Below are 19,120 nucleotides of genomic sequence, written 5' to 3'. Positions count from 1 at the left end.
TTAACTGAGCGCTTCGCGCTCGAGCGCGTCGCGCGACTTGTGCCGCACGTCCGTGCCCTTCACGATGTAGATGATGAATTCGGCGATGTTCTTCGCATGGTCGCCGATTCGCTCGATCGCCTTCGCGATGAACAGAAAGTCGAGGCCGACCGAAATGGAGCGTGGATCTTCGGTCATGTACGAAATCAGCTTGCGCACGAACGCACGGAATTCCTCGTCGATCGCCTTGTCGTCGCGCACGATCTGCGCGGCGGCCACCGTGTCGAGACGCGCGAACGCGTCGAGCGCGCGGCGCAGAATCGACACCGCCATCTCGCCCGACAGCTTGATCTCGGCGATATTGATGGTGCGCGACGCGCCGTCTTCCATCAGACGCTTGGTGCGCTTGGCGATTTTTTCGGCTTCGTCGCCGGCGCGTTCGAGATTCGTGATGGTCTTCGAAATCGCGATCAAAAGGCGCAAATCGCGCGCGGCCGGCTGACGGCGCGCGATGATGTTGCTGCACTCTTCGTCGATGTCGACTTCCATCTTGTTCAGGCGATCTTCCGCGGCGATCACCTGTTCGGCGACGTCGAGATCGAACTCGTTGAGCGCCTGCATGGCTTTGACGATCTGCGATTCGACGAGGCCGCCCATTTCGAGCACCTTCGAGGAAACCAGATTCAGGTCGGCGTCGAACTGACTGGACAGGTGTTTATCGGTCATGTCGTACTCCGTTGTATTTGCCCGGCGAAATTAGCCGAAGCGGCCGGTAATGTAGTCTTCGGTTTCCTTGCGGACCGGCTTGATGAAGATCTTTTCGGTGTCGCCGAATTCGATCAATTCGCCAAGGTACATATAGGCAGTGTAGTCCGAACAGCGGGCCGCCTGCTGCATGTTGTGCGTGACGATCACCACCGTGTAATCGCTCTTCAGTTCGGCGATCAGTTCTTCGATGCGGCCCGTCGAAATCGGGTCCAGTGCCGAGCACGGCTCGTCGAGCAGCAGCACTTCCGGACGGATCGCGATGCCACGCGCAATGCACAAACGCTGCTGCTGGCCACCCGACAAACCGTAGCCGCTCTGGCCGAGCTTGTCCTTCACTTCGTTCCACAGCGCGGCCTTGGTGAGCGCCCATTCGACGCGGTCGTCCATTTCCGAACGCGGCAGCGATTCGAACATCTTCACGCCGAACGCGATGTTGTCGTAGATCGACATCGGGAACGGCGTCGGCTTCTGGAACACCATGCCGATCCGCGCGCGCAGGAGCGAGATATCGCGCTTGGACGTCAGCAGGTTTTCGCCGTCCATCAGGATTTCGCCTTCGGCGCGCTGCTCCGGATAGAGCGCGAACATCTTGTTGAACGTGCGCAGCAAGGTGGACTTGCCGCAGCCCGACGGGCCGATGAACGCGGTCACCTTGCCTTCGGGAATCCGCAGGTTGATGTTCTTCAGCGCGTGATACTTGCCGTAGAAGAAGTTCAGGTCGTTGACCTCGATCTTCGGACGCGACGGCGACGAGTCCTGGCCGTTCTGCGCGGGGTCGGAGCCGGCGGGCGCAGTGGAACGCGAGATCGGATTGAGTTGAGTTTCTGCCATATTCATCGGATTACACTCCGCCCTTACTTGTTCGAGAAGATCGTGCGCGCGAGGATGTTCAATCCCAGCACCGCGAGCGTGATCAGGAAGACGCCGGCCCACGCGAGCGATTGCCATTGCGCGAACGGGCTCATCGCAAACTTGTAGATTGTGACCGGCAGATTCGCGACCGGCTGGCCGAGATCCGCCGAGAAAAACTGATTCGACAACGCCGTGAAAAGCAGCGGCGCGGTTTCGCCGGCAATGCGCGCGACGGCGAGCAGAACGCCCGTGACAATGCCGGCCACCGACGCCTTCAGCGTGATCGAGAGCACCATCTTCCACTTCGGCGTGCCGAGTGCGAAGGCCGCTTCACGCAGCGCGTTCGGCACGAGTTTCAGCATGTTTTCAGTGGTGCGGATCACGATCGGAATCTGCAGCAGCGCGAGCGCGAACACGCCGGCCCAGCCGCTGAAGTGCCCCATCTTCGCAACCACGAGCGCATACACGAAAAGACCGACGACGATCGACGGCGCCGACAACAGAATGTCGTTGATGAAGCGCGTGACGCTCGCCAGCCAACGCTTCTGGCCGTATTCGGCGAGATAGACGCCGGCCAGAATGCCGATCGGCGTGCCCACGAAGGTTGCGATCGCGACCAGCAGCAGGCTGCCGACAATCGCGTTGGCGAGACCGCCGCCATCGGTGTTCGGCGGCGGCGTGGACTGCGTGAACAGATCGACCGACAAACCGCCGATGCCGAGCCGCAGCGTCGTGTACAGAATCCAGATCAGCCACAGCAGACCGAATGCCATGGCCGCGAGCGACAGCGTCAACGCGATCGCGTTCTGCATGCGGCGGCGTCCTTGCAGACGCACGCGCATTTTTTCGAGCGCCGCGGCGTCGTGGGAGCCCGGCATGTTCAAGGTGGGCTGGCTCATTTCGCGCCCTCCCCTTTCTCCAGACGAAGCAGCATGATCTTCGAAATCGCCAGCACGATGAACGTAATCACAAAGAGGATGAGGCCGAGTTCCATTAGCGCCGACGTGTGCAAGCCCGGGTCCGCTTCCGCGAATTCGTTGGCGAGCGCCGACGTGATGCTGTTGCCCGGCGAAAAGAGCGACACGTTATCGAGCAGATTCGTATTGCCGATCACGAAGGTCACGGCCATCGTCTCGCCGAGCGCGCGGCCGAGGCCGAGCATCACACCGCCGATCACACCGCTCTTCGTAAAGGGCAGCACGATCTTCCACATCACTTCCCACGTCGTGCAGCCGATGCCGTAGGCCGACTCTTTCAGCAGCACCGGCGTGACTTCGAACACGTCGCGCATCACCGAGGCGATGTACGGAATGATCATGATCGCGAGAATCACGCCCGCGCACAGAATGCCGATGCCGATAGGCGCGCCCTGAAACAGCGCGCCGACCACCGGAATGCCGCCGAGCACCGCGCCGAGCGGCTTCTCGAACCACGTCGCGAAGATGGGCGCGAACACGAGCAGACCCCACATGCCGTAGACAATCGACGGGATCGCGGCGAGCAGCTCGATCGCGATGCCGAGCGGCCGGCGCAGCCATGCGGGCGAAAGTTCGGTAAGAAAAAGCGCGATGCCGAAGCTGACGGGCACCGCGATGATGAGTGCAATGATCGATGTGGCGATCGTGCCGTAGATCGGCACCAGCGCGCCGAACTGCTTGCTCGGCGGATCCCACTCGGAAGTCCACAGGAAGCTCAAGCCGAATTGCTTGATCGACGGCATGGAAGCGATGATAAGCGAGACGATGATCCCGCCGAGCAGCAACAACGTGATGATGGCGGCGAGGCGCGCGAGGCCGCCGAAGATCACGTCGCCGGCGCGGCTGGGCGCCTTCTGCTGCGACGCGCCGCCGGGTGGTGTCGCCCCCGGAACGCCTGACGCGAGTTCGATGTCGGACATAGAGCCTGATGGACCTTTTCCAGTTGCCGGACGACATATGTCGCGCGGCGGGTGATGCATGAATGCGGTGATGCGTGTTCAGTACGGTCAAAGCCATTGGCCGTCCTCACCTGAGGACGGCCAATGTATTACGTGAAGCCGTTGCCCGTGATTACGGGAGCCATGCTTACTCGGCGATCGCCTTGCCCGAAGCGTCCTTCACCTTCGACTTCCACTGCGTGCGGATTTCGGCGGTCACCGAATCCGGCAGCGAGATGTAGTCCAGGTCGTTCGCGGCTTGCGTGCCGTTCTTGAACGCCCAGTCGAAGAACTTCAGCGTTTCGGTGCCTTGCGGCGCCTTGTCCTGCGTCGTGTGCAGCAGCACGAACGTCGCGCCGACGATCGGCCATGCGTTCTTGCCCGGCTCGTTCGTCAGGATCTGGTAGAACGACTTCGACCAGTCCGCGCCCGCTGCCGCTGCCTTGAACGTTTCCGTCTTCGGCTCGACCACTGCGCCCGTCGAGTTCTTCAGCGCCACGTACGTCATGTGGTTCTGCTTCGCGTACGCCCATTCCACATAACCGATTGCGCCCGGCAGACGCTGCACGAAAGCGGCGACGCCGTCGTTGCCCTTGCCGCCCGTACCCGTCGGCCAGTTGACGGTCGAACCTTCACCGACCTTCGACTTCCAGTCGGGGCTGACCTTCGACAGATAGTTCGTCCAGATGAACGTCGTGCCCGAACCGTCGGCGCGGCGAACCACGGCGATGTCGGTGTCCGGCAGCTTGATCTTCGGGTTCAACGCGACGATTGCCGGATCATTCCACTTCTTGATCTTGCCCAGATAGATTTCGCCGAGCACTTCGCCCGACAGCGTCAGTTCACCAGCCTTCACGCCCGGCACGTTGATCGCGGGAACCACGCCGCCAACCACCGTCGGGAATTGGAACAGACCTTCCTTGGCGAGTTCGTCGTCCTTCAGCGGAGCGTCCGAACCGGCGAAGTCGACCGTCTTCGCGACGATCTGCTTGATACCGCCCGACGAACCGATACCCTGATAGTTCACCTTGCCGCCGCCGGACTTCTGATATGCGTCGGCCCATTTCGTGTAGATCGGTGCTGCGAAGGTGCTGCCCGCGCCGGTGATGTCTGCGGCTTGTGCTGCGATCGCGAAGAACGCGCCAGCGACGCCAGCGAACACGGTTTGCATCAATTTCATGAGACCTCCAAAGGTGTGAGCGGTGTGAGCCTGTAACACGAACACCGCGAAGCTTAGGGTCTATTTGTGACAGTAACGTGACTGCCCGTGAAACGTATGTGACAGTGCGTTTACTAACGTGAAAGGCGTTTCGGCGGATAAATCGGCGGTCGCGCGACGTTTTCAGCAATTCCTGTACAGATTAGATGAAAAATAGGGGGCGCGAACGTTTGCGCTCGATGCGCGACGCTGCCGGGCTGCGGGTTGCGAGTGGCTTGGACAATGAGGCTCGCGTGGGAGCTTGCGTGTGTAGGGACGCGAGGATTTGATACGGGGATTTGATACGAGGCGTGATGCAATACGCATCCGGCTGGTTTGGAGCGCCGTCAGCGGCCTGCGGACGGCCGACAACGGGACGATGGCGGAACCACTATAGTGCGCCCCGCCGTCGGTTGTAAAAGCCTGCTTAAGCCGTTGCCTGCGTCACGGCTGCCGCGATCGATTCCGCATGACAAAGCGCGTCGTCGGCATGTTCCGCCTCCACCATCACGCGCAGCACCGGTTCGGTGCCGGACGCGCGAATCAGCACGCGCCCGCGGCCATGCAGTGCATCTTCGGCATGGCTGATGGCGCGCCGGATCGTATCGCTGTTTTTCCAGTCGGCGTTTGGCTTCATCCGCACATTGATCAGCTTCTGCGGGAACAGCGTGACGCCGTCGAGCAGTTCCTCCAGTGTCTTGTCGCTGCGCTTCATTGCGGCGAGCACGAGCAACGCCGAGACGATGCCGTCGCCCGTCGAATGACGGTCGAGCGACAGAATGTGGCCAGAGCCCTCTGCGCCGAGCTGCCAGCCGTGCTCGCGCAACTGTTCGAGCACGTAGCGGTCGCCCACGGCCGCGCGGACAAATTTGACGCCCGCCGCCTGCAACGCGACCTCGACGGCCATGTTGGTCATCAACGTGCCGACCGCGCCTTCGACGTTGCCGTCCGTCGCGATCCGGTCTTTGACCAGCACGTAGAGCAATTCGTCGCCGTTATAGAGACGCCCCGCCGCGTCGACGACCTGCAGACGGTCGGCGTCGCCGTCGAGCGCAATGCCGAGATCGGCGTGGTTTGCCCGCACCGCGCGCACCAGCGCATCGGGCGCGGTCGCGCCGACACCGTCGTTGATATTGAAGCCGTTCGGCGCGACGCCGATCGGAATGACCTCCGCGCCCAGTTCGTGGAAAACGTGCGGCGCCACGTCATAGGCGGCGCCATGCGCGCAATCGACCACCAGCTTGAGGCCACGCAGATCGAACGTTGCCGGGAACGTACTCTTGCAGAACTCGATGTAGCGGCCGGCCGCGTCGTCGAGACGTCGCGCCTTGCCGAGCTGCTCCGACGCCGCGCAGGCCAGCGGCAGCTCCAGTTGCTCCTCGATCTGCGATTCGACCTCGTCGGGCAGCTTGTTGCCGTCGGCGGAAAAAAATTTGATGCCGTTGTCGTAATACGGGTTGTGCGATGCGCTGATGACCACGCCCGCGGCCAGCCGCAACGCGCGAGTCAGATAGGCAATGCCGGGCGTGGGCATCGGGCCGGCCAGCATCACGTCGACACCGGCGGCCGAAAAGCCCGATTCGAGCGCGGCCTCGAGCATGTAGCCCGACACCCGCGTGTCCTTGCCGATCAGCACCGTGGGCCGCGTGCCAGTGCGCGCCCAGCGGTCCGCGCCGGCCAGCACCTTGCCCGCTGCGTAGCCGAGCCGCAATACAAATTCCGGCGTGATCGGACCTTCGCCGACCTTGCCCCGAATACCGTCCGTGCCGAAATAACGACGTGCCATGCTTTACATCCCTCCGTTGCTTTGGGTTCAGCCGCGCGCGACGGCGTGATTCGCCGCGTCGCGCAAGGCTGCCCAGACTTTCAGTGCGTCTACTGTTTGCGCGACGTCGTGCACGCGCAAAATCGCGGCGCCGCGCTCCGCCGCGCACACCGCCGCGGCAATGCTGCCGGCGACCCGCTCCGGCGCCGCCCGCCCGGTCACGGCGCCGATCATCGACTTGCGCGACATGCCCGCGAGAATCGGAAAAGGCGGCTCGGCGCGCGGCGCCGTGTCCGGCAGATGTGCGAGCAATGCGTAGTTATGCTCGACCACCGCCTTGCCAAAACCGAAACCGGGGTCGACGCTGATTCGACCACGCGCCACGCCCGCCTGTCTGAGCGCCGACACACGGTCTTCGAGAAACTGCCGGACTTCGCTCACGACGTCGCTATAGGCCGGCTCGCCGAGCTGCATGGTCTGCGGCTCGCCCAGCATGTGCATCACGCATAGGCCGCAGTCGCTTTCGCGCACCGCATCGACGGCGCCAGGCAGGCGGAAGCCCCAGATATCGTTGATCAGATCGGCGCCTGCAGCGAGTACGTGCCGCATGACTTCCGGCTTGTAGGTATCGACGGAAAGCGGCACGTTCGCGCCGCGCAGTTGTTCGACGAGTGGGATCACGCGATCGAGCTCCTCGTCGAGCGGTACCGGCGGAGCGCCGGGGCGCGTCGATTCGCCGCCGATGTCGATCAGGTCCGCGCCTTCGAGCATCATGCGTTCGGCCTGGCGCAACGCGTCGCCACGCATCGCGTACCGGCCGCCATCGGAAAAAGAATCAGGCGTGACGTTCAGGATGCCCATGACCAATGGGCGTTCGAAAGTCAGCTTGAACCGGCCACACTGCAACGGCTCGGGGATAGGGGGAAACGGAAAAGCGACTGTGGGCACGTAGCGTTACATCACATAAGACGGATAAATGCAAAACGGGCCGGTGTGAAAACACACCGGCCCGCACTTTCTACTGATAGCCGATCAGGCCGGCGCAGTGGCGCTACCCGGCTTGACTTCGGTGCCGGGGCTGCCGCCCGACGAGGCGTCGCTCGCCGACGGCGGCGAACTCTTCGGCGAGCGCGGCGGACGGCCTGCCATGATGTCGTTGATCTGATCGGAGTCGATCGTTTCCCACTCCATCAGTGCGGCGGTCATGGCTTCGACCTTGTCGCGGTTCTCGCCCAGCAAACGCTTTGCGAGGGTGTACTGCTCGTCCAGCACGCGACGGATTTCCGCGTCGACCTTTTGCTGCGTCGCTTCCGAAATGGTGCGCGTGAAACCGCGACCAAACGGCGTGGCGTCGTTTTCGTCGTCCACGTAGACCATCGGTCCCAACGCGTCCGTCATGCCGAAGCGCGCCACCATGGCACGCGCGGTTTGGGTGGCCTTGTTGAAGTCGTCCGAGGCGCCGGTGCTGATCAGGTTAAGGAACAGCTCTTCCGCGACGCGGCCGCCGAACAGGATGGCAAGGCGATCCAGCAAATAGTCTTTCGAATATGTTTCGTTGTCGTGCTCCGGCAATTGCCACGTGACGCCCAGCGCACGGCCACGCGGAATGATCGTGACCTTGTGAACCGGATCGGCCTTCGGCAGCAGCTTAGCGATGACCGCATGGCCCGACTCGTGGTAAGCCGTGGCGCGCTTCGATTCCTCGCGAATCACCGCCGACTTGCGCTCCGGACCCATGAAGATCTTGTCCTTCGCGTCTTCGAAGTCCGTCATTTCGACGATGCGCTTGCCACGGCGCGCCGCGAACAATGCCGCTTCGTTCACGAGATTCGCCAGATCGGCGCCCGAGAAGCCGGGCGTGCCGCGCGCGATGACCGCTGCGTCGACGTCGTTCGAAATCGGCACCTTGCGCAGGTGAACCTTCATGATGTGTTCGCGACCGCGGATGTCCGGCAGACCGACATACACCTGGCGATCGAAACGGCCCGGACGCAGCAGCGCCTTGTCGAGCACGTCGGAACGGTTGGTCGCGGCGATCACGATCACGCCCGAGTTCGCCTCGAAGCCGTCCATTTCGACGAGCATCTGGTTCAGCGTCTGTTCGCGCTCGTCGTTACCGCCGCCCATGCCGGCGCCGCGATGACGGCCGACCGCGTCGATTTCGTCGATGAACACGATGCACGGCGCGTGCTTCTTCGCCTGCTCGAACATGTCACGCACGCGAGCCGCGCCGACACCGACGAACATTTCGACGAAGTCCGAACCCGAGATGCTGAAGAACGGCACTTTCGCTTCGCCGGCGATGGCGCGCGCAAGCAACGTCTTACCGGTTCCCGGCGGGCCGACGAGCAGCACGCCACGTGGAATACGGCCACCCAGTTTCTGAAACTTCTGCGGATCGCGCAGGAAATCGACCAGTTCGGAAACTTCTTCCTTCGCTTCGTCGCAACCGGCGACGTCGGTGAAATTGATTGCGTTGTTGTTTTCGTCGATCAGACGCGCGCGCGATTTGCCGAACGAGAAGGCTCCGCCTTTCCCGCCTCCCTGCATCTGCCGCATCATGTAGAACCAGAACCCGATGATCAGGATCGTCGGCCCGAGGTAATACAGCGCGGACACCAGCGCATTCGGTTCGTCATCGGCCTTGCCGCTCACCTGCACGCCATACTTCATCAGGTCGCCGACCATCCAGATGTCGCCGGGCGACACGATCTGGTACTTCTGGCCGTCTGCTGGAGTGACCGTGAGGTTCCGCCCCTGGACAATGACGTTCTTGACTTTGCCGTTCTTCGCGTCGTCCATGAACTGCGAATACGAAACGCCTTCCTGGACACGGGGCTTGTCGAACTGCTTGAACACCGTAAATAGCACCAGTGCGATAACCAGCCACACTGCTGCCTTCGAAAACATATTGTTGTTCAAAGCACCACTCCTTCACTTAGACGGGCGCCTACATTTGCCTTGCGGCACCACGAAAGCATTCTAATCCAGTCCGCAGACCCCTGCCATAAGGTTTCGCTACCACAGAAATAGCATAGCGGGGGCCTACGCGGGTCGCCCTACGCGGGCCGCTTCAGATGCCTACCCAAAATAAACGTTTCCGACGACTTGTCCCGCGAAGCTTTGGGCTTGCGGGCAGCCACCACCTTGAACTGGCGCTTGAACTTTTCGACAATCTGGCTGTAACCACTGCCGTGAAAGCATTTGACTAAAAGGGCTCCATGCGGTTTCAGGTGATTTTGCGAGAACTCCAACGCGAGATCGCACAGATGCTCGATTCGCGCGGCGTCCGCCACCGCCACTCCCGACAGGTTGGGCGCCATATCCGAAATTACAAGATCAACCTGGCGCTCTCCCACTAATTCTTCCAGTTGACCGAGCACGGAGTCTTCGCGAAAGTCGCCCTGAATGAAGTGGACGTCGGCGACGGGCTCCATTGGCAGCACGTCGAGCGCGATGATCGTGCCGTCGATTCCGCCCTCGCGCTCCGCGTCGCGCTGCGCGCCCTTCGCGAGCTTGTTGCGCGCGTACTGGCTCCAGCTGCCCGGCGTGGAGCCGAGATCGACAATGACCTGACCCGGCCGGATCAGCTTGTCCTGCTCGTCGATTTCCTTCAGCTTGTAGGCAGCGCGGGCGCGATAGCCCTCCCGCTGCGCCATTTTCACGTACGGATCGTTGATGTGGTCATGCAGCCACGCCGTGTTGAACTTGTTTTTTGCCATTAAACGTTGAACTCTTGCTGCGTCATGTCACGCTTTAGCGGATAATACGCGGTTAATTCGCGCGGCCACCGCCAAAACACGGCAGTTATCCGCGATTCTGTTGTCCTGACGCGCCGCCTGCCGCAGTGTCCCAATCGTGTTCCGCTCGACCCGTCGAAGACGGGATCGGGAACGCAGGTGCCGCCATTTTAGTCGAGTCTCCCACTTTCCATGCCCGCCCTCAAAGTCTCTTCCGACCAACGCGCCGAGTTGCGCTCCCAGGCACATGCGCTCAAACCGGTCGTGCTCGTCGGCGCCGAAGGCTTGACCGACGCCGTGCTCGCCGAGATCAAGGTTCACCTCGCCGCTCATCAGCTCATCAAGATCCGCGTGTTCGGCGACGAACGCGAAGAACGCATCGCCATTTACGAACAGATTTGCGACCAGTTGAACGCCGCACCGATCCAGCACATCGGCAAGCTGCTGGTGATCTGGAAGCCGGAAGCTGCCGCCCAGCCAGCAGCGAAGGGCAAACGCGGCGCGCTGCCGAGCGCCCGCGAAGCCGCCGTGGAAGCCAAGCCGGGCAAGGGCCGCGCGCCGCGCGTGGTCAAGGTCGTGAAGCCCAGCGAAGTCCCCATGCGCAAGCCGAAGGCGAAGGACGTGCTGGTGCGCGGCAACGAGCGCGTCACGCAAGGCGGCAACATCAAGCGCGCAAAGAAGCGGCAAACCAGCGCAAAGCGTGCGCATCAGTCGAAGTAATCAGTCGAAGTAACAGGCGGATAAAAGGTGCGGCGAAGTCCGCACCTCGCATGACCGGCCTGACTTCAGGTCGGGCCGCCATCAGCGTTCAGCGCGCCATCTTCCCGGAAGCACCGCACGCGCCCTGCTGCGCGGAACCGGCTTCCGCGCCCGCCGGCAGTTTCCAGACCAGCGCAATGCCGAGCAGGCTTTCGATCAGGTAGAACACACTCGACACGCCATGCAGCATGCCAAAGCGCGCCGCATAAGCGGAATGGCCGATGTCGGTGCCGGCTTCGAGCGCGGCGACGCGCATCGCATTCATGAACGGCTGCAGCGCGAAGTAACCCACCAGCACGCAAATCAGCATGCCGGCGACCAGCCAGCGCAAACGACGATACGCGCCGCCACCGCGCCGGATCACCACATTGGCCAGACCGAGCAGCAAAATGCCGCACACGGCGCCAAGCACACCTTCGATGCGAAACAGTTGCGCGGCCACTGCGCCCGCCGTCGTACGGTCGAGCGAGGTGAACAGCACGGGCGCGACGGCATAGCCGATAGTCAACAGGCTACCGACCCACACAACCGTCAGCAGACGGAAAATTCGATGCGGCATCAAGGACACCGGAGCCGCCTTTTTAAACGTAGCTAACCGTGATGATTTCGTACTCGCGCACGCCGCTCGGCGCCTGCACCGACGCGACGTCGCCTTCCGACTTGCCGATCAGCGCACGCGCAATCGGCGAGCTGATGGAGATGAGACCGTGGTCGATATCCGCTTCGTCGTCGCCGACAATCTGATATTTGACAGACGCACCCGACTCCAGGTCTTCCAGCTCGACCGTCGCGCCGAACACCACGCGGCCGTCGGCCTCCACTTGCGACGGGTCGATCACCTGCGCGCCGGCCAGCTTCGATTCGATTTCGGCAATGCGGCCTTCGATAAAGCCCTGCTTTTCCTTCGCCGCGTCGTATTCCGCGTTTTCCGACAGATCGCCTTGGGCACGGGCTTCCGCGATCGAGTTGATCACGGCGGGACGCTCGACCGATTTGAGACGCTGCAATTCGTCGCGCAACATGTCTGCGCCACGCTTAGTCAATGGAATAGTGCTCATAAACAACTCTCGAGAAAACGCCGGGCCGCCCCAAGTTGGCTCCCTCTCGGGGGTCTGGCGCGAAAGCGGCAGATTGGGGGGCGCTCTGGAACAAAAAACGGCCGTAAAAAAAATCACCGCGGTTAAGTGCATTCCGTGGGAGCCGGCAGCCCGGGAAAATCCGGACCACAACACCTGCGGAACGCCGCTTAACCGCGGCACTTACATCTTGGACAGGAATTCGAAGCCTTAGTTTAGGCGAGCATGGAGGCCTTGTAAATCATAGACTTCCAGGTCCTTCAGGTAGCGCAAGCCTTCGACAGCCGCGCGTGCGCCCGACATTGTCGTGTAGTACGTGACCTTGTTCGCCTGCGCGCTCATACGGATCGAGCGGGAATCGGCAATCGCCGCGCGCGTCTCGTCGACGGTCGTGAAAACCAGCGCGATCTCGCCGTTCTTGATCATGTCGACGATGTGCGGACGGCCGTCCTTCACCTTGTTGACGACCTTGACCGGCACGCCGGCCGCTTCGATGGCGGCCGCCGTGCCCTTCGTCGCGACGATCGGGTAACCGAGTTCGTGCAGCATGCGCGCGACTTCGACGGCCTTCGGCTTGTCGGCGTCCATCACGGTCAACAGCACCGTGCCCGACTCCGGCAGACGCGAACCCGCCGCGAGCTGCGACTTGAAGAGCGCCTCGCCGAAGGTTTGGCCGACGCCCATCACTTCGCCGGTCGAACGCATTTCCGGTCCGAGCACTGGATCGACCGCCGGGAATTTGACGAACGGGAACACGGCTTCCTTCACGCTGAAGTACGGCGGGTCGATTTCCTTCGTCACGCCTTGCTGCGCGAGCTTCTGACCGACCATGGCGCGCGCCGCGATCTTCGCGAGCGGCAGGCTGGTCGCCTTCGACACGTACGGCACCGTGCGCGACGCGCGCGGATTCACTTCCAGCACGTAGATGATGTCTTCTTTTGAACCATCGGCCTGCGGAACCTGCTGAATCGCGAACTGCACGTTCATCAGGCCGACCACGTTCAGCGCCTTCGCCATCGCGCCGGTCTGACGCTTCAGCTCAGCCACGGTTTCCTTCGACAGCGAATACGGCGGCAGCGAACAGGCGGAGTCGCCCGAATGCACGCCCGCCTGTTCGATGTGCTCCATCACGCCGCCGATGAACACGTCCGTGCCATCGGAGATGCAATCCACGTCGCACTCGATCGCGTCGTTCAGGAAGCGGTCGAGCAGCACCGGCGAATCGTTCGACACCTTCACGGCCTCGCGCATATAGCGTTCGAGGTCGCGCGGCTCGTGGACGATTTCCATTGCGCGGCCACCCAGCACGTATGACGGACGCACCACCAGCGGATAGCCGATTTCGTCGGCGAGCTTGAGCGCTTCGTCTTCGGCGCGCGCGGTGCGGTTAGGCGGCTGGCGCAGGCCGAGGTCCTGCAAAAGCTTCTGGAAACGCTCGCGGTCTTCGGCGGCGTCAATCATGTCCGGCGACGTGCCGATGATCGGCACGCCGTTCGCTTCTAGGTCGAGCGCGAGCTTCAGAGGCGTCTGGCCGCCGTATTGCACGATCACGCCGACCGGCTTTTCCTTGTCGACGATTTCGAGCACGTCTTCCAGCGTCAGCGATTCGAAGTAAAGCCGGTCCGACGTGTCGTAGTCGGTCGAAACGGTTTCGGGGTTGCAGTTGACCATGATCGTTTCGTAGCCGTCTTCGCGCATGGCGAGCGCGGCGTGCACGCAGCAATAGTCGAACTCGATGCCCTGGCCGATCCGGTTCGGGCCGCCGCCCAGCACCATGATCTTCTTGTTGTTCGTGGGATTCGCTTCGCACTCTTCCTCGTAGGTCGAGTACATGTAGGCGGTTTTCGTGGCGAATTCGGCCGCACACGTATCGACGCGCTTGTACACCGGGCGCACGTTCAGCTCGATCCGGCGCGCGCGCACCTGCGCCGGCTTCGCGCCGAGCAGCCTGGCAAGGCGACGATCCGAGAAGCCGCTTTGCTTCAGGTACTTCAGTTCTTCTTTCGAAAGGCTCGCGAGCGTGCGGCCGGCCAGCGCCTTTTCCTTCAGGACGATCTGCTCGATCTGCGCGAGGAACCACGGGTCGATCGCGGTTTCCTCAAAAATCTCTTCGGCCGTCATGCCGACACGGAACGCATCGCCGACATACCAGATGCGGTCCGGACCGGCTTCGCCGATCTCGCGGATGATCTCGTCGCGGTTGCTGGTCTTTTCGTCCAGACCGTCCACGCCGACTTCCAGACCGCGCAGCGCCTTTTGGAACGATTCCTGGAAAGTGCGGCCGATCGCCATGACTTCGCCGACCGACTTCATTTGCGTGGTCAGCCGCGAATCGGCTTCGCGGAATTTCTCGAACGCGAAGCGCGGAATCTTGGTGACGACGTAGTCGATGGTCGGTTCGAACGACGCCGGCGTCTGGCCGCCAGTGATCTCGTTTCTGAGCTCATCGAGCGTGTAACCCACTGCCAGCTTGGCCGCGACCTTGGCGATCGGGAAACCGGTTGCCTTCGATGCCAGCGCCGACGAGCGCGACACGCGCGGGTTCATTTCGATCACGATCATCCGGCCGTCTTTCGGATTGATCGAGAACTGCACGTTCGAGCCGCCCGTATCCACGCCGATTTCGCGCAGCACCGCGAGCGACGCGTTACGCAGAACCTGATATTCCTTGTCCGTGAGCGTTTGCGCCGGCGCGACCGTGATCGAGTCGCCGGTGTGGATGCCCATCGGGTCCAGGTTTTCGATCGAGCAGACGATGATGCAGTTGTCCTGCTTGTCGCGGACCACTTCCATCTCGTACTCTTTCCAGCCGAGCAGCGATTCTTCGATCAGCAGCTCGCGCGTGGGCGACAGGTCGAGGCCGCGCTTGCAGATTTCCTCGAACTCTTCGCGGTTGTACGCGATGCCGCCGCCCGAACCGCCGAGCGTGAACGACGGGCGGATCACGACCGGGTAGCCGCCGCTGCCCGTTTCGCCCGCGATCCTGGCCTGCACGGCGAGCGCTTCCTCCATGGAATGCGCGGTGCCCGACTTGGCCGAACCGAGGCCGATCTTCGTCATCGCGTCTTTGAACTTCTGACGGTCTTCCGCCTTGTCGATGGCTTCCGGCGACGCGCCGATCAGCTCGACCTTGTACTTCTCCAGCACGCCGTGCGCGTGCAGATCGAGCGCGCAGTTCAGCGCGGTCTGGCCGCCCATGGTCGGCAGGATCGCGTCCGGGCGCTCCTTCGCGATGATGCGCTCGACCACTTCCCACGTGATCGGCTCGATGTAGGTCACGTCGGCCGTGTTCGGGTCGGTCATGATCGTCGCGGGGTTGCTGTTGACGAGGATGACCTTGTAGCCTTCCTCACGCAGCGCCTTGCAAGCCTGCGCGCCCGAGTAATCGAACTCGCACGCCTGGCCGATGATGATCGGCCCCGCGCCGATAATGAGGATGCTCTTGATGTCTGTCCGCTTGGGCATAACGCTCTCGCTAATGTATTCCTGTGTCGACTGGAGTCGGCGCTTCAGCGCCTTACGCCAGTCCCATGCAACCCGGTTGCTGTTCTTTCCGTCGGCGCGCGCCGCCGAAGGCGTTGCGCGCGCTTTGCCTTCGAGCCGCCTGCCTTACGCCGCCGCGGTCTTGCCGCCCTTCTTCGCGTCCATCAACGCGGTGAAGCGGTCGAACAGATAGGCGATGTCGTGCGGTCCCGGCGACGCTTCCGGGTGGCCCTGGAAGCAGAAGGCCGGCTTGTCGGTCAGCGCGAAGCCTTGCAGCGTGCCGTCGAACAGCGATACGTGCGTGACGCGGGCGTTGGCGGGCAGCGTGTCGGCGTCCACCGCGAAACCGTGGTTCTGCGACGTGATGATCACGCGGCCGTCTTCCAGATCTTTCACCGGATGGTTCGCGCCGTGGTGGCCCGTCTTCATCTTCACGGTTTTGGCGCCGAGCGCGAGACCCATGATCTGATGGCCGAGACAGATGCCGAACGTCGGAATGCCGCGCTCGATCAGTTCTTTGGTGGCCGCGATAGCGTAGTCGCACGGCTCCGGGTCGCCGGGGCCGTTCGACAGGAAGATGCCGTCCGGGTTGAGCGCGAGCGCGTCAGCCGCCGTGGCTTGCGCCGGCAGAACGGTGACGTGGCAGCCGCGCTCGGCCAGCATGCGCAGGATGTTGTACTTGACGCCGTAGTCGAACGCCACGACGCGGTACTTCGGCGCGCTTTGCGTGCCGTAGCCGCTGCCAAGACGCCATTCGCTCTGCGTCCATTCGTAGGTTTCCTTCGTGGACACGACCTTGGCGAGGTCCATGCCCGCGAGGCCCGGGAACGAGCGCGCGAGTTCGATGGCGCGGGCTTCGTCGTCCGAACCGGCGAGAATCGCGCCGTTCTGCGCGCCCTTGTCGCGCAGAACGCGCGTGAGCTTGCGGGTGTCGAGGCCGGCGATGGCGACCACGCCTTCGTCCTGGAGATATTGCGTGAGCGTGCGCTCCATGCGGAAGTTCGAAGCGAGAACCGGCAGATCGCGGATGATCAGCCCGGCGGCATGGACTTTCGTCGCTTCGACGTCTTCGGCGTTCACGCCGACGTTGCCGATGTGCGGATAAGTGAGGGTCACGATCTGGCGCGCGTAGCTCGGGTCAGTCAGGATTTCCTGATAGCCGGTGATAGCGGTGTTGAACACGACTTCGCCGGTGGTATGCCCGGGGGCGCCAATCGAATAACCACGAAAGACCGTGCCGTCGGCGAGCGCGAGCAGAGCGGGGGAAAATGACGGCAACACGGGAGACTCCTTGGGGGAACACCCTGTTGCCGACCTGCCTATCCGGTTAGCGAGCCGCAGCGAATAGCATCGTGCGATGCGCGCGCAGACTCGCTCGCGTACTGCCGTTGACGTCGCAAGGGGCGCGCGAGGTGTCCAATGTATCCATTGTGTGGACGGATCGGCTGGGTGCGGGCCCTTCCTGCTACGCCAATGGCGCGCGGCGGATGAACGGTATGGGAGAGGTAGGCGCTAGGGTGCGGGTTGATAAGCTCAAACCTTGAAATTATAGCCTGAAAGTGCCCCTCTCTCCAAATCCGAGATAGCCGAACCGGCGGTCGGCGCCAGCTTGGTGACGGGCCAAACCATTGCCACGTATGGCTTTGGCGGCTACCGACAAAATTTACATATCCCTATTCAGCATAGCGCGAGCTGATCGCCCACGCATCGATCATTCGCGGATGAGCCGCGCAATGAAAAACGCCGTCACCACAAGGCGACGGCGTCGGCGAAACAGTGCGAGCGCGGCGATTACTTGCCTTTCTTCACGCTTGCCGCGGCCTTCGTGACCTTCCCGGATCTGGTGGACGTGGAAGCCGACACTTTGGTCACCTTGCCGGCGCTTTCCGCGGAAGCCTTCGACTTGCCTGCCTTGCCCACCGGCTCGGCTACCTTGACGACCGCCGCACGGCCACGCCCTTTTTTCTCGTAGCGCGACTCGCTTTTCGTGCCGCCGACATGCGTGCCGATCTTCTGGACGCCGCCGCCCTCGACGTCGGTCGCGATGCGCTCCGGGCCCGGCTCGCTCGGGACGGCCTTGCCGACCGGCACGTGCAACACGACGACCTGGCCGCGCGAGACGCTGTCGCGATGCGTGCGGTTCCACGCCTTCAACTGGCCAACGGACACGCCATAACGCACCGCGAGAGCCGCCATCGACTGATTGCGGCGCACGCGGATCAGCATCTTGCGCGTGTCGGGCACGTCGGGCTCCATTGCGAGCACCGCGCTTTCCGCGACGTCCGCGCTGATGTCCTCGTCGTCGTCCGAACCGCGCGGCACGACAATCGTGGAGCCGGGCTTCAGACGCATGCCAACCGGAATCTTGTTCACTTCCATCAGCGTGTCGGCGTCGACGCCGATTTTTTGCGCGATGGCCGCCGGCGCCGAACGCTCGGTGACCGTGTAGGTGGTCCAGGACGACAGCGAACCCGAGTAGGTTTTCAGGTTGCGCTCGAACGCGCTTGCATTGTCGAACGGCAGCAGAATCTGCGGCTGCGTCGCGCCCAGAATCACGGGCTTCTTGAACGATGGGTTGAGCGAACGGAACTCGTCGAGCGACAGGTTGGCCAGCTTCGCGGCCATTTCCACGTCGATGTCGTGCGAGGTGGTGACGGTCACGAAGTACGGGTGATTCGGAATGGACGGCAACGTGAGCCCGTACATTTGCGGGTTCATCACGATGTTCTTCACCGCTTGCAGCTTCGGCACGTAGTTGCGTGTTTCGCTCGGCATGCGCAGGCTGAGATAGTCGGTAGGCAAGCCCGCCGCTTCGTTGCGCGCGATCGCGCGCTGCACATTGCCTTCGCCCCAGTTGTACGCGGCGAGCGCGAGCTGCCAGTCGCCGAACATATCGTGCAGGCGCGACAGGTAGTCGAGCGCGGCGCTGGTGGACGCGAGCACGTCGCGGCGCTCGTCCTGCCACATGTTCTGCTTGAGGTTGTAGGTGCGACCGGTGCCCGGCATGAACTGCCACATGCCGGCCGCCTTCGCCACCGACAACGCCTGCGGGCTATACGCCGATTCGATGAACGGCAGCAACGCAAGCTCGGTCGGCATATGGCGCGCCTCCAGCTCTTCGACGATGTGATACAGGTACTTCTGCGAGCGCTCGGTCATGCGCTGCACGTAGTCCGGGCGCTGCGCATACCAGTTGACCTGCATATCGACGAGGTCGGTCTGCAAGTCGGGCATCTGGAAACCACGGCGAATACGGCCCCACAGATCGGCGTCTGCGCTCGTCAACTGAGTGACCGAGGTCTGGTCGACGTTGATGGTTTCCTTGGCAGTGGCGGTCTTGCGAAGGGCGTCGGCTACGGCTTGCTGGCTGGCGGGATTGGTTGCAGTGGTGGGGCTGATCGTTGTTGGTCCCTGGCTCGCGCAGGCGGCGAGCGTCAGAACCAGCAACGCGCTGAAGATAAATCGCATGAACGTCTCGGCTTCCACAAGGGCTGGAATTTGCAGCCGATAGTACGAAACCGGAACGTCTACGTCAATCGAAAGTTTTACGAAAAAATCAAGAAAATCTAGGGCTTGGCGAATTCT

The 19,120-nt window shown here is 62.5% G+C and carries 15 protein-coding genes; 1 reads left to right on the top strand and 14 read right to left on the bottom strand.

Going from position 1 to position 19,120, the window contains the following annotated elements:
• The 9 genes from phoU to VOM14_RS07180 all read right to left on the bottom strand — a co-directional run bounded on the left by phoU (position 1) and on the right by VOM14_RS07180 (position 10,199).
• Complete coding sequence (gene phoU, locus VOM14_RS07220) at positions 1-705, bottom strand: phosphate signaling complex protein PhoU (RefSeq protein WP_327628026.1); 705 nt, start codon at positions 703-705, stop codon at positions 1-3.
• A 30-nt stretch (positions 706-735) separates the two neighbouring features.
• Positions 736-1,584 (bottom strand): phosphate ABC transporter ATP-binding protein PstB, encoded by an 849-nt coding sequence (gene pstB, locus VOM14_RS07215; protein WP_327628025.1) that lies wholly within the window; start codon positions 1,582-1,584, stop codon positions 736-738.
• Between the two features lie 17 nt (positions 1,585-1,601).
• On the bottom strand, positions 1,602-2,498 hold the full coding sequence (gene pstA, locus VOM14_RS07210; protein ID WP_327628024.1) for a phosphate ABC transporter permease PstA: 897 nt from the start codon (positions 2,496-2,498) through the stop codon (positions 1,602-1,604).
• Complete coding sequence (gene pstC, locus VOM14_RS07205) at positions 2,495-3,496, bottom strand: phosphate ABC transporter permease PstC (protein WP_327628023.1); 1,002 nt, start codon at positions 3,494-3,496, stop codon at positions 2,495-2,497. The genes pstA and pstC overlap by 4 nt, the downstream gene beginning before the upstream one ends.
• A gap of 166 nt (positions 3,497-3,662) precedes the next feature.
• Positions 3,663-4,694, bottom strand: a complete 1,032-nt coding sequence (gene pstS / locus VOM14_RS07200) for a phosphate ABC transporter substrate-binding protein PstS (RefSeq protein ID WP_327628022.1) — start codon at positions 4,692-4,694, stop codon at positions 3,663-3,665.
• A gap of 445 nt (positions 4,695-5,139) precedes the next feature.
• A complete protein-coding gene (gene glmM / locus VOM14_RS07195; RefSeq protein WP_327628021.1) occupies positions 5,140-6,498 on the bottom strand; it encodes a phosphoglucosamine mutase in 1,359 nt (452 codons plus the stop codon).
• Positions 6,499-6,525: 27 nt separating this feature from the next.
• Entirely contained in the window at positions 6,526-7,425 is a 900-nt protein-coding gene (gene folP, locus VOM14_RS07190; RefSeq protein ID WP_442955520.1) for a dihydropteroate synthase, read from the bottom strand.
• 84 nt (positions 7,426-7,509) lie between these two features.
• The gene (gene ftsH, locus VOM14_RS07185) at positions 7,510-9,399 is read right to left on the bottom strand and encodes an ATP-dependent zinc metalloprotease FtsH (protein WP_327628020.1); all 1,890 of its coding nucleotides are present in this window, start codon (positions 9,397-9,399) and stop codon (positions 7,510-7,512) included.
• 137 nt (positions 9,400-9,536) lie between these two features.
• Positions 9,537-10,199, bottom strand: coding sequence for an RlmE family RNA methyltransferase (locus VOM14_RS07180; RefSeq protein ID WP_327628019.1), 663 nt, complete (start codon positions 10,197-10,199; stop codon positions 9,537-9,539).
• Between the two features lie 210 nt (positions 10,200-10,409).
• On the opposite strand from VOM14_RS07180, the gene VOM14_RS07175 reads away from it, so the two are divergent.
• Positions 10,410-10,937 (top strand): YhbY family RNA-binding protein, encoded by a 528-nt coding sequence (locus VOM14_RS07175; RefSeq protein ID WP_327628018.1) that lies wholly within the window; start codon positions 10,410-10,412, stop codon positions 10,935-10,937.
• Positions 10,938-11,025: 88 nt separating this feature from the next.
• Here the strand turns inward: VOM14_RS07175 and VOM14_RS07170 are convergent, their stop codons facing one another.
• The 5 genes from VOM14_RS07170 to VOM14_RS07150 all read right to left on the bottom strand — a co-directional run bounded on the left by VOM14_RS07170 (position 11,026) and on the right by VOM14_RS07150 (position 19,003).
• Positions 11,026-11,535: a DUF4149 domain-containing protein gene (locus tag VOM14_RS07170; RefSeq protein WP_327628017.1), complete on the bottom strand. Its 510-nt coding sequence runs from the start codon at positions 11,533-11,535 to the stop codon at positions 11,026-11,028.
• 22 nt (positions 11,536-11,557) lie between these two features.
• Positions 11,558-12,034 (bottom strand): transcription elongation factor GreA, encoded by a 477-nt coding sequence (gene greA, locus VOM14_RS07165; protein WP_327628016.1) that lies wholly within the window; start codon positions 12,032-12,034, stop codon positions 11,558-11,560.
• 228 nt (positions 12,035-12,262) lie between these two features.
• Positions 12,263-15,517, bottom strand: a complete 3,255-nt coding sequence (gene carB, locus VOM14_RS07160) for a carbamoyl-phosphate synthase large subunit (protein WP_327628015.1) — start codon at positions 15,515-15,517, stop codon at positions 12,263-12,265.
• A gap of 144 nt (positions 15,518-15,661) precedes the next feature.
• On the bottom strand, positions 15,662-16,816 hold the full coding sequence (carA, locus tag VOM14_RS07155; protein ID WP_327628014.1) for a glutamine-hydrolyzing carbamoyl-phosphate synthase small subunit: 1,155 nt from the start codon (positions 16,814-16,816) through the stop codon (positions 15,662-15,664).
• A gap of 510 nt (positions 16,817-17,326) precedes the next feature.
• Positions 17,327-19,003 (bottom strand): transglycosylase SLT domain-containing protein, encoded by a 1,677-nt coding sequence (locus tag VOM14_RS07150; protein WP_327628013.1) that lies wholly within the window; start codon positions 19,001-19,003, stop codon positions 17,327-17,329.
• Positions 19,004-19,120 lie beyond the last annotated feature (117 nt).

Source organism: Paraburkholderia sp. MPAMCS5 (assembly GCF_036016995.1).
Lineage (GTDB): Bacteria > Pseudomonadota > Gammaproteobacteria > Burkholderiales > Burkholderiaceae > Paraburkholderia.
This window is presented reverse-complemented; position numbering and strand designations above follow the sequence as displayed.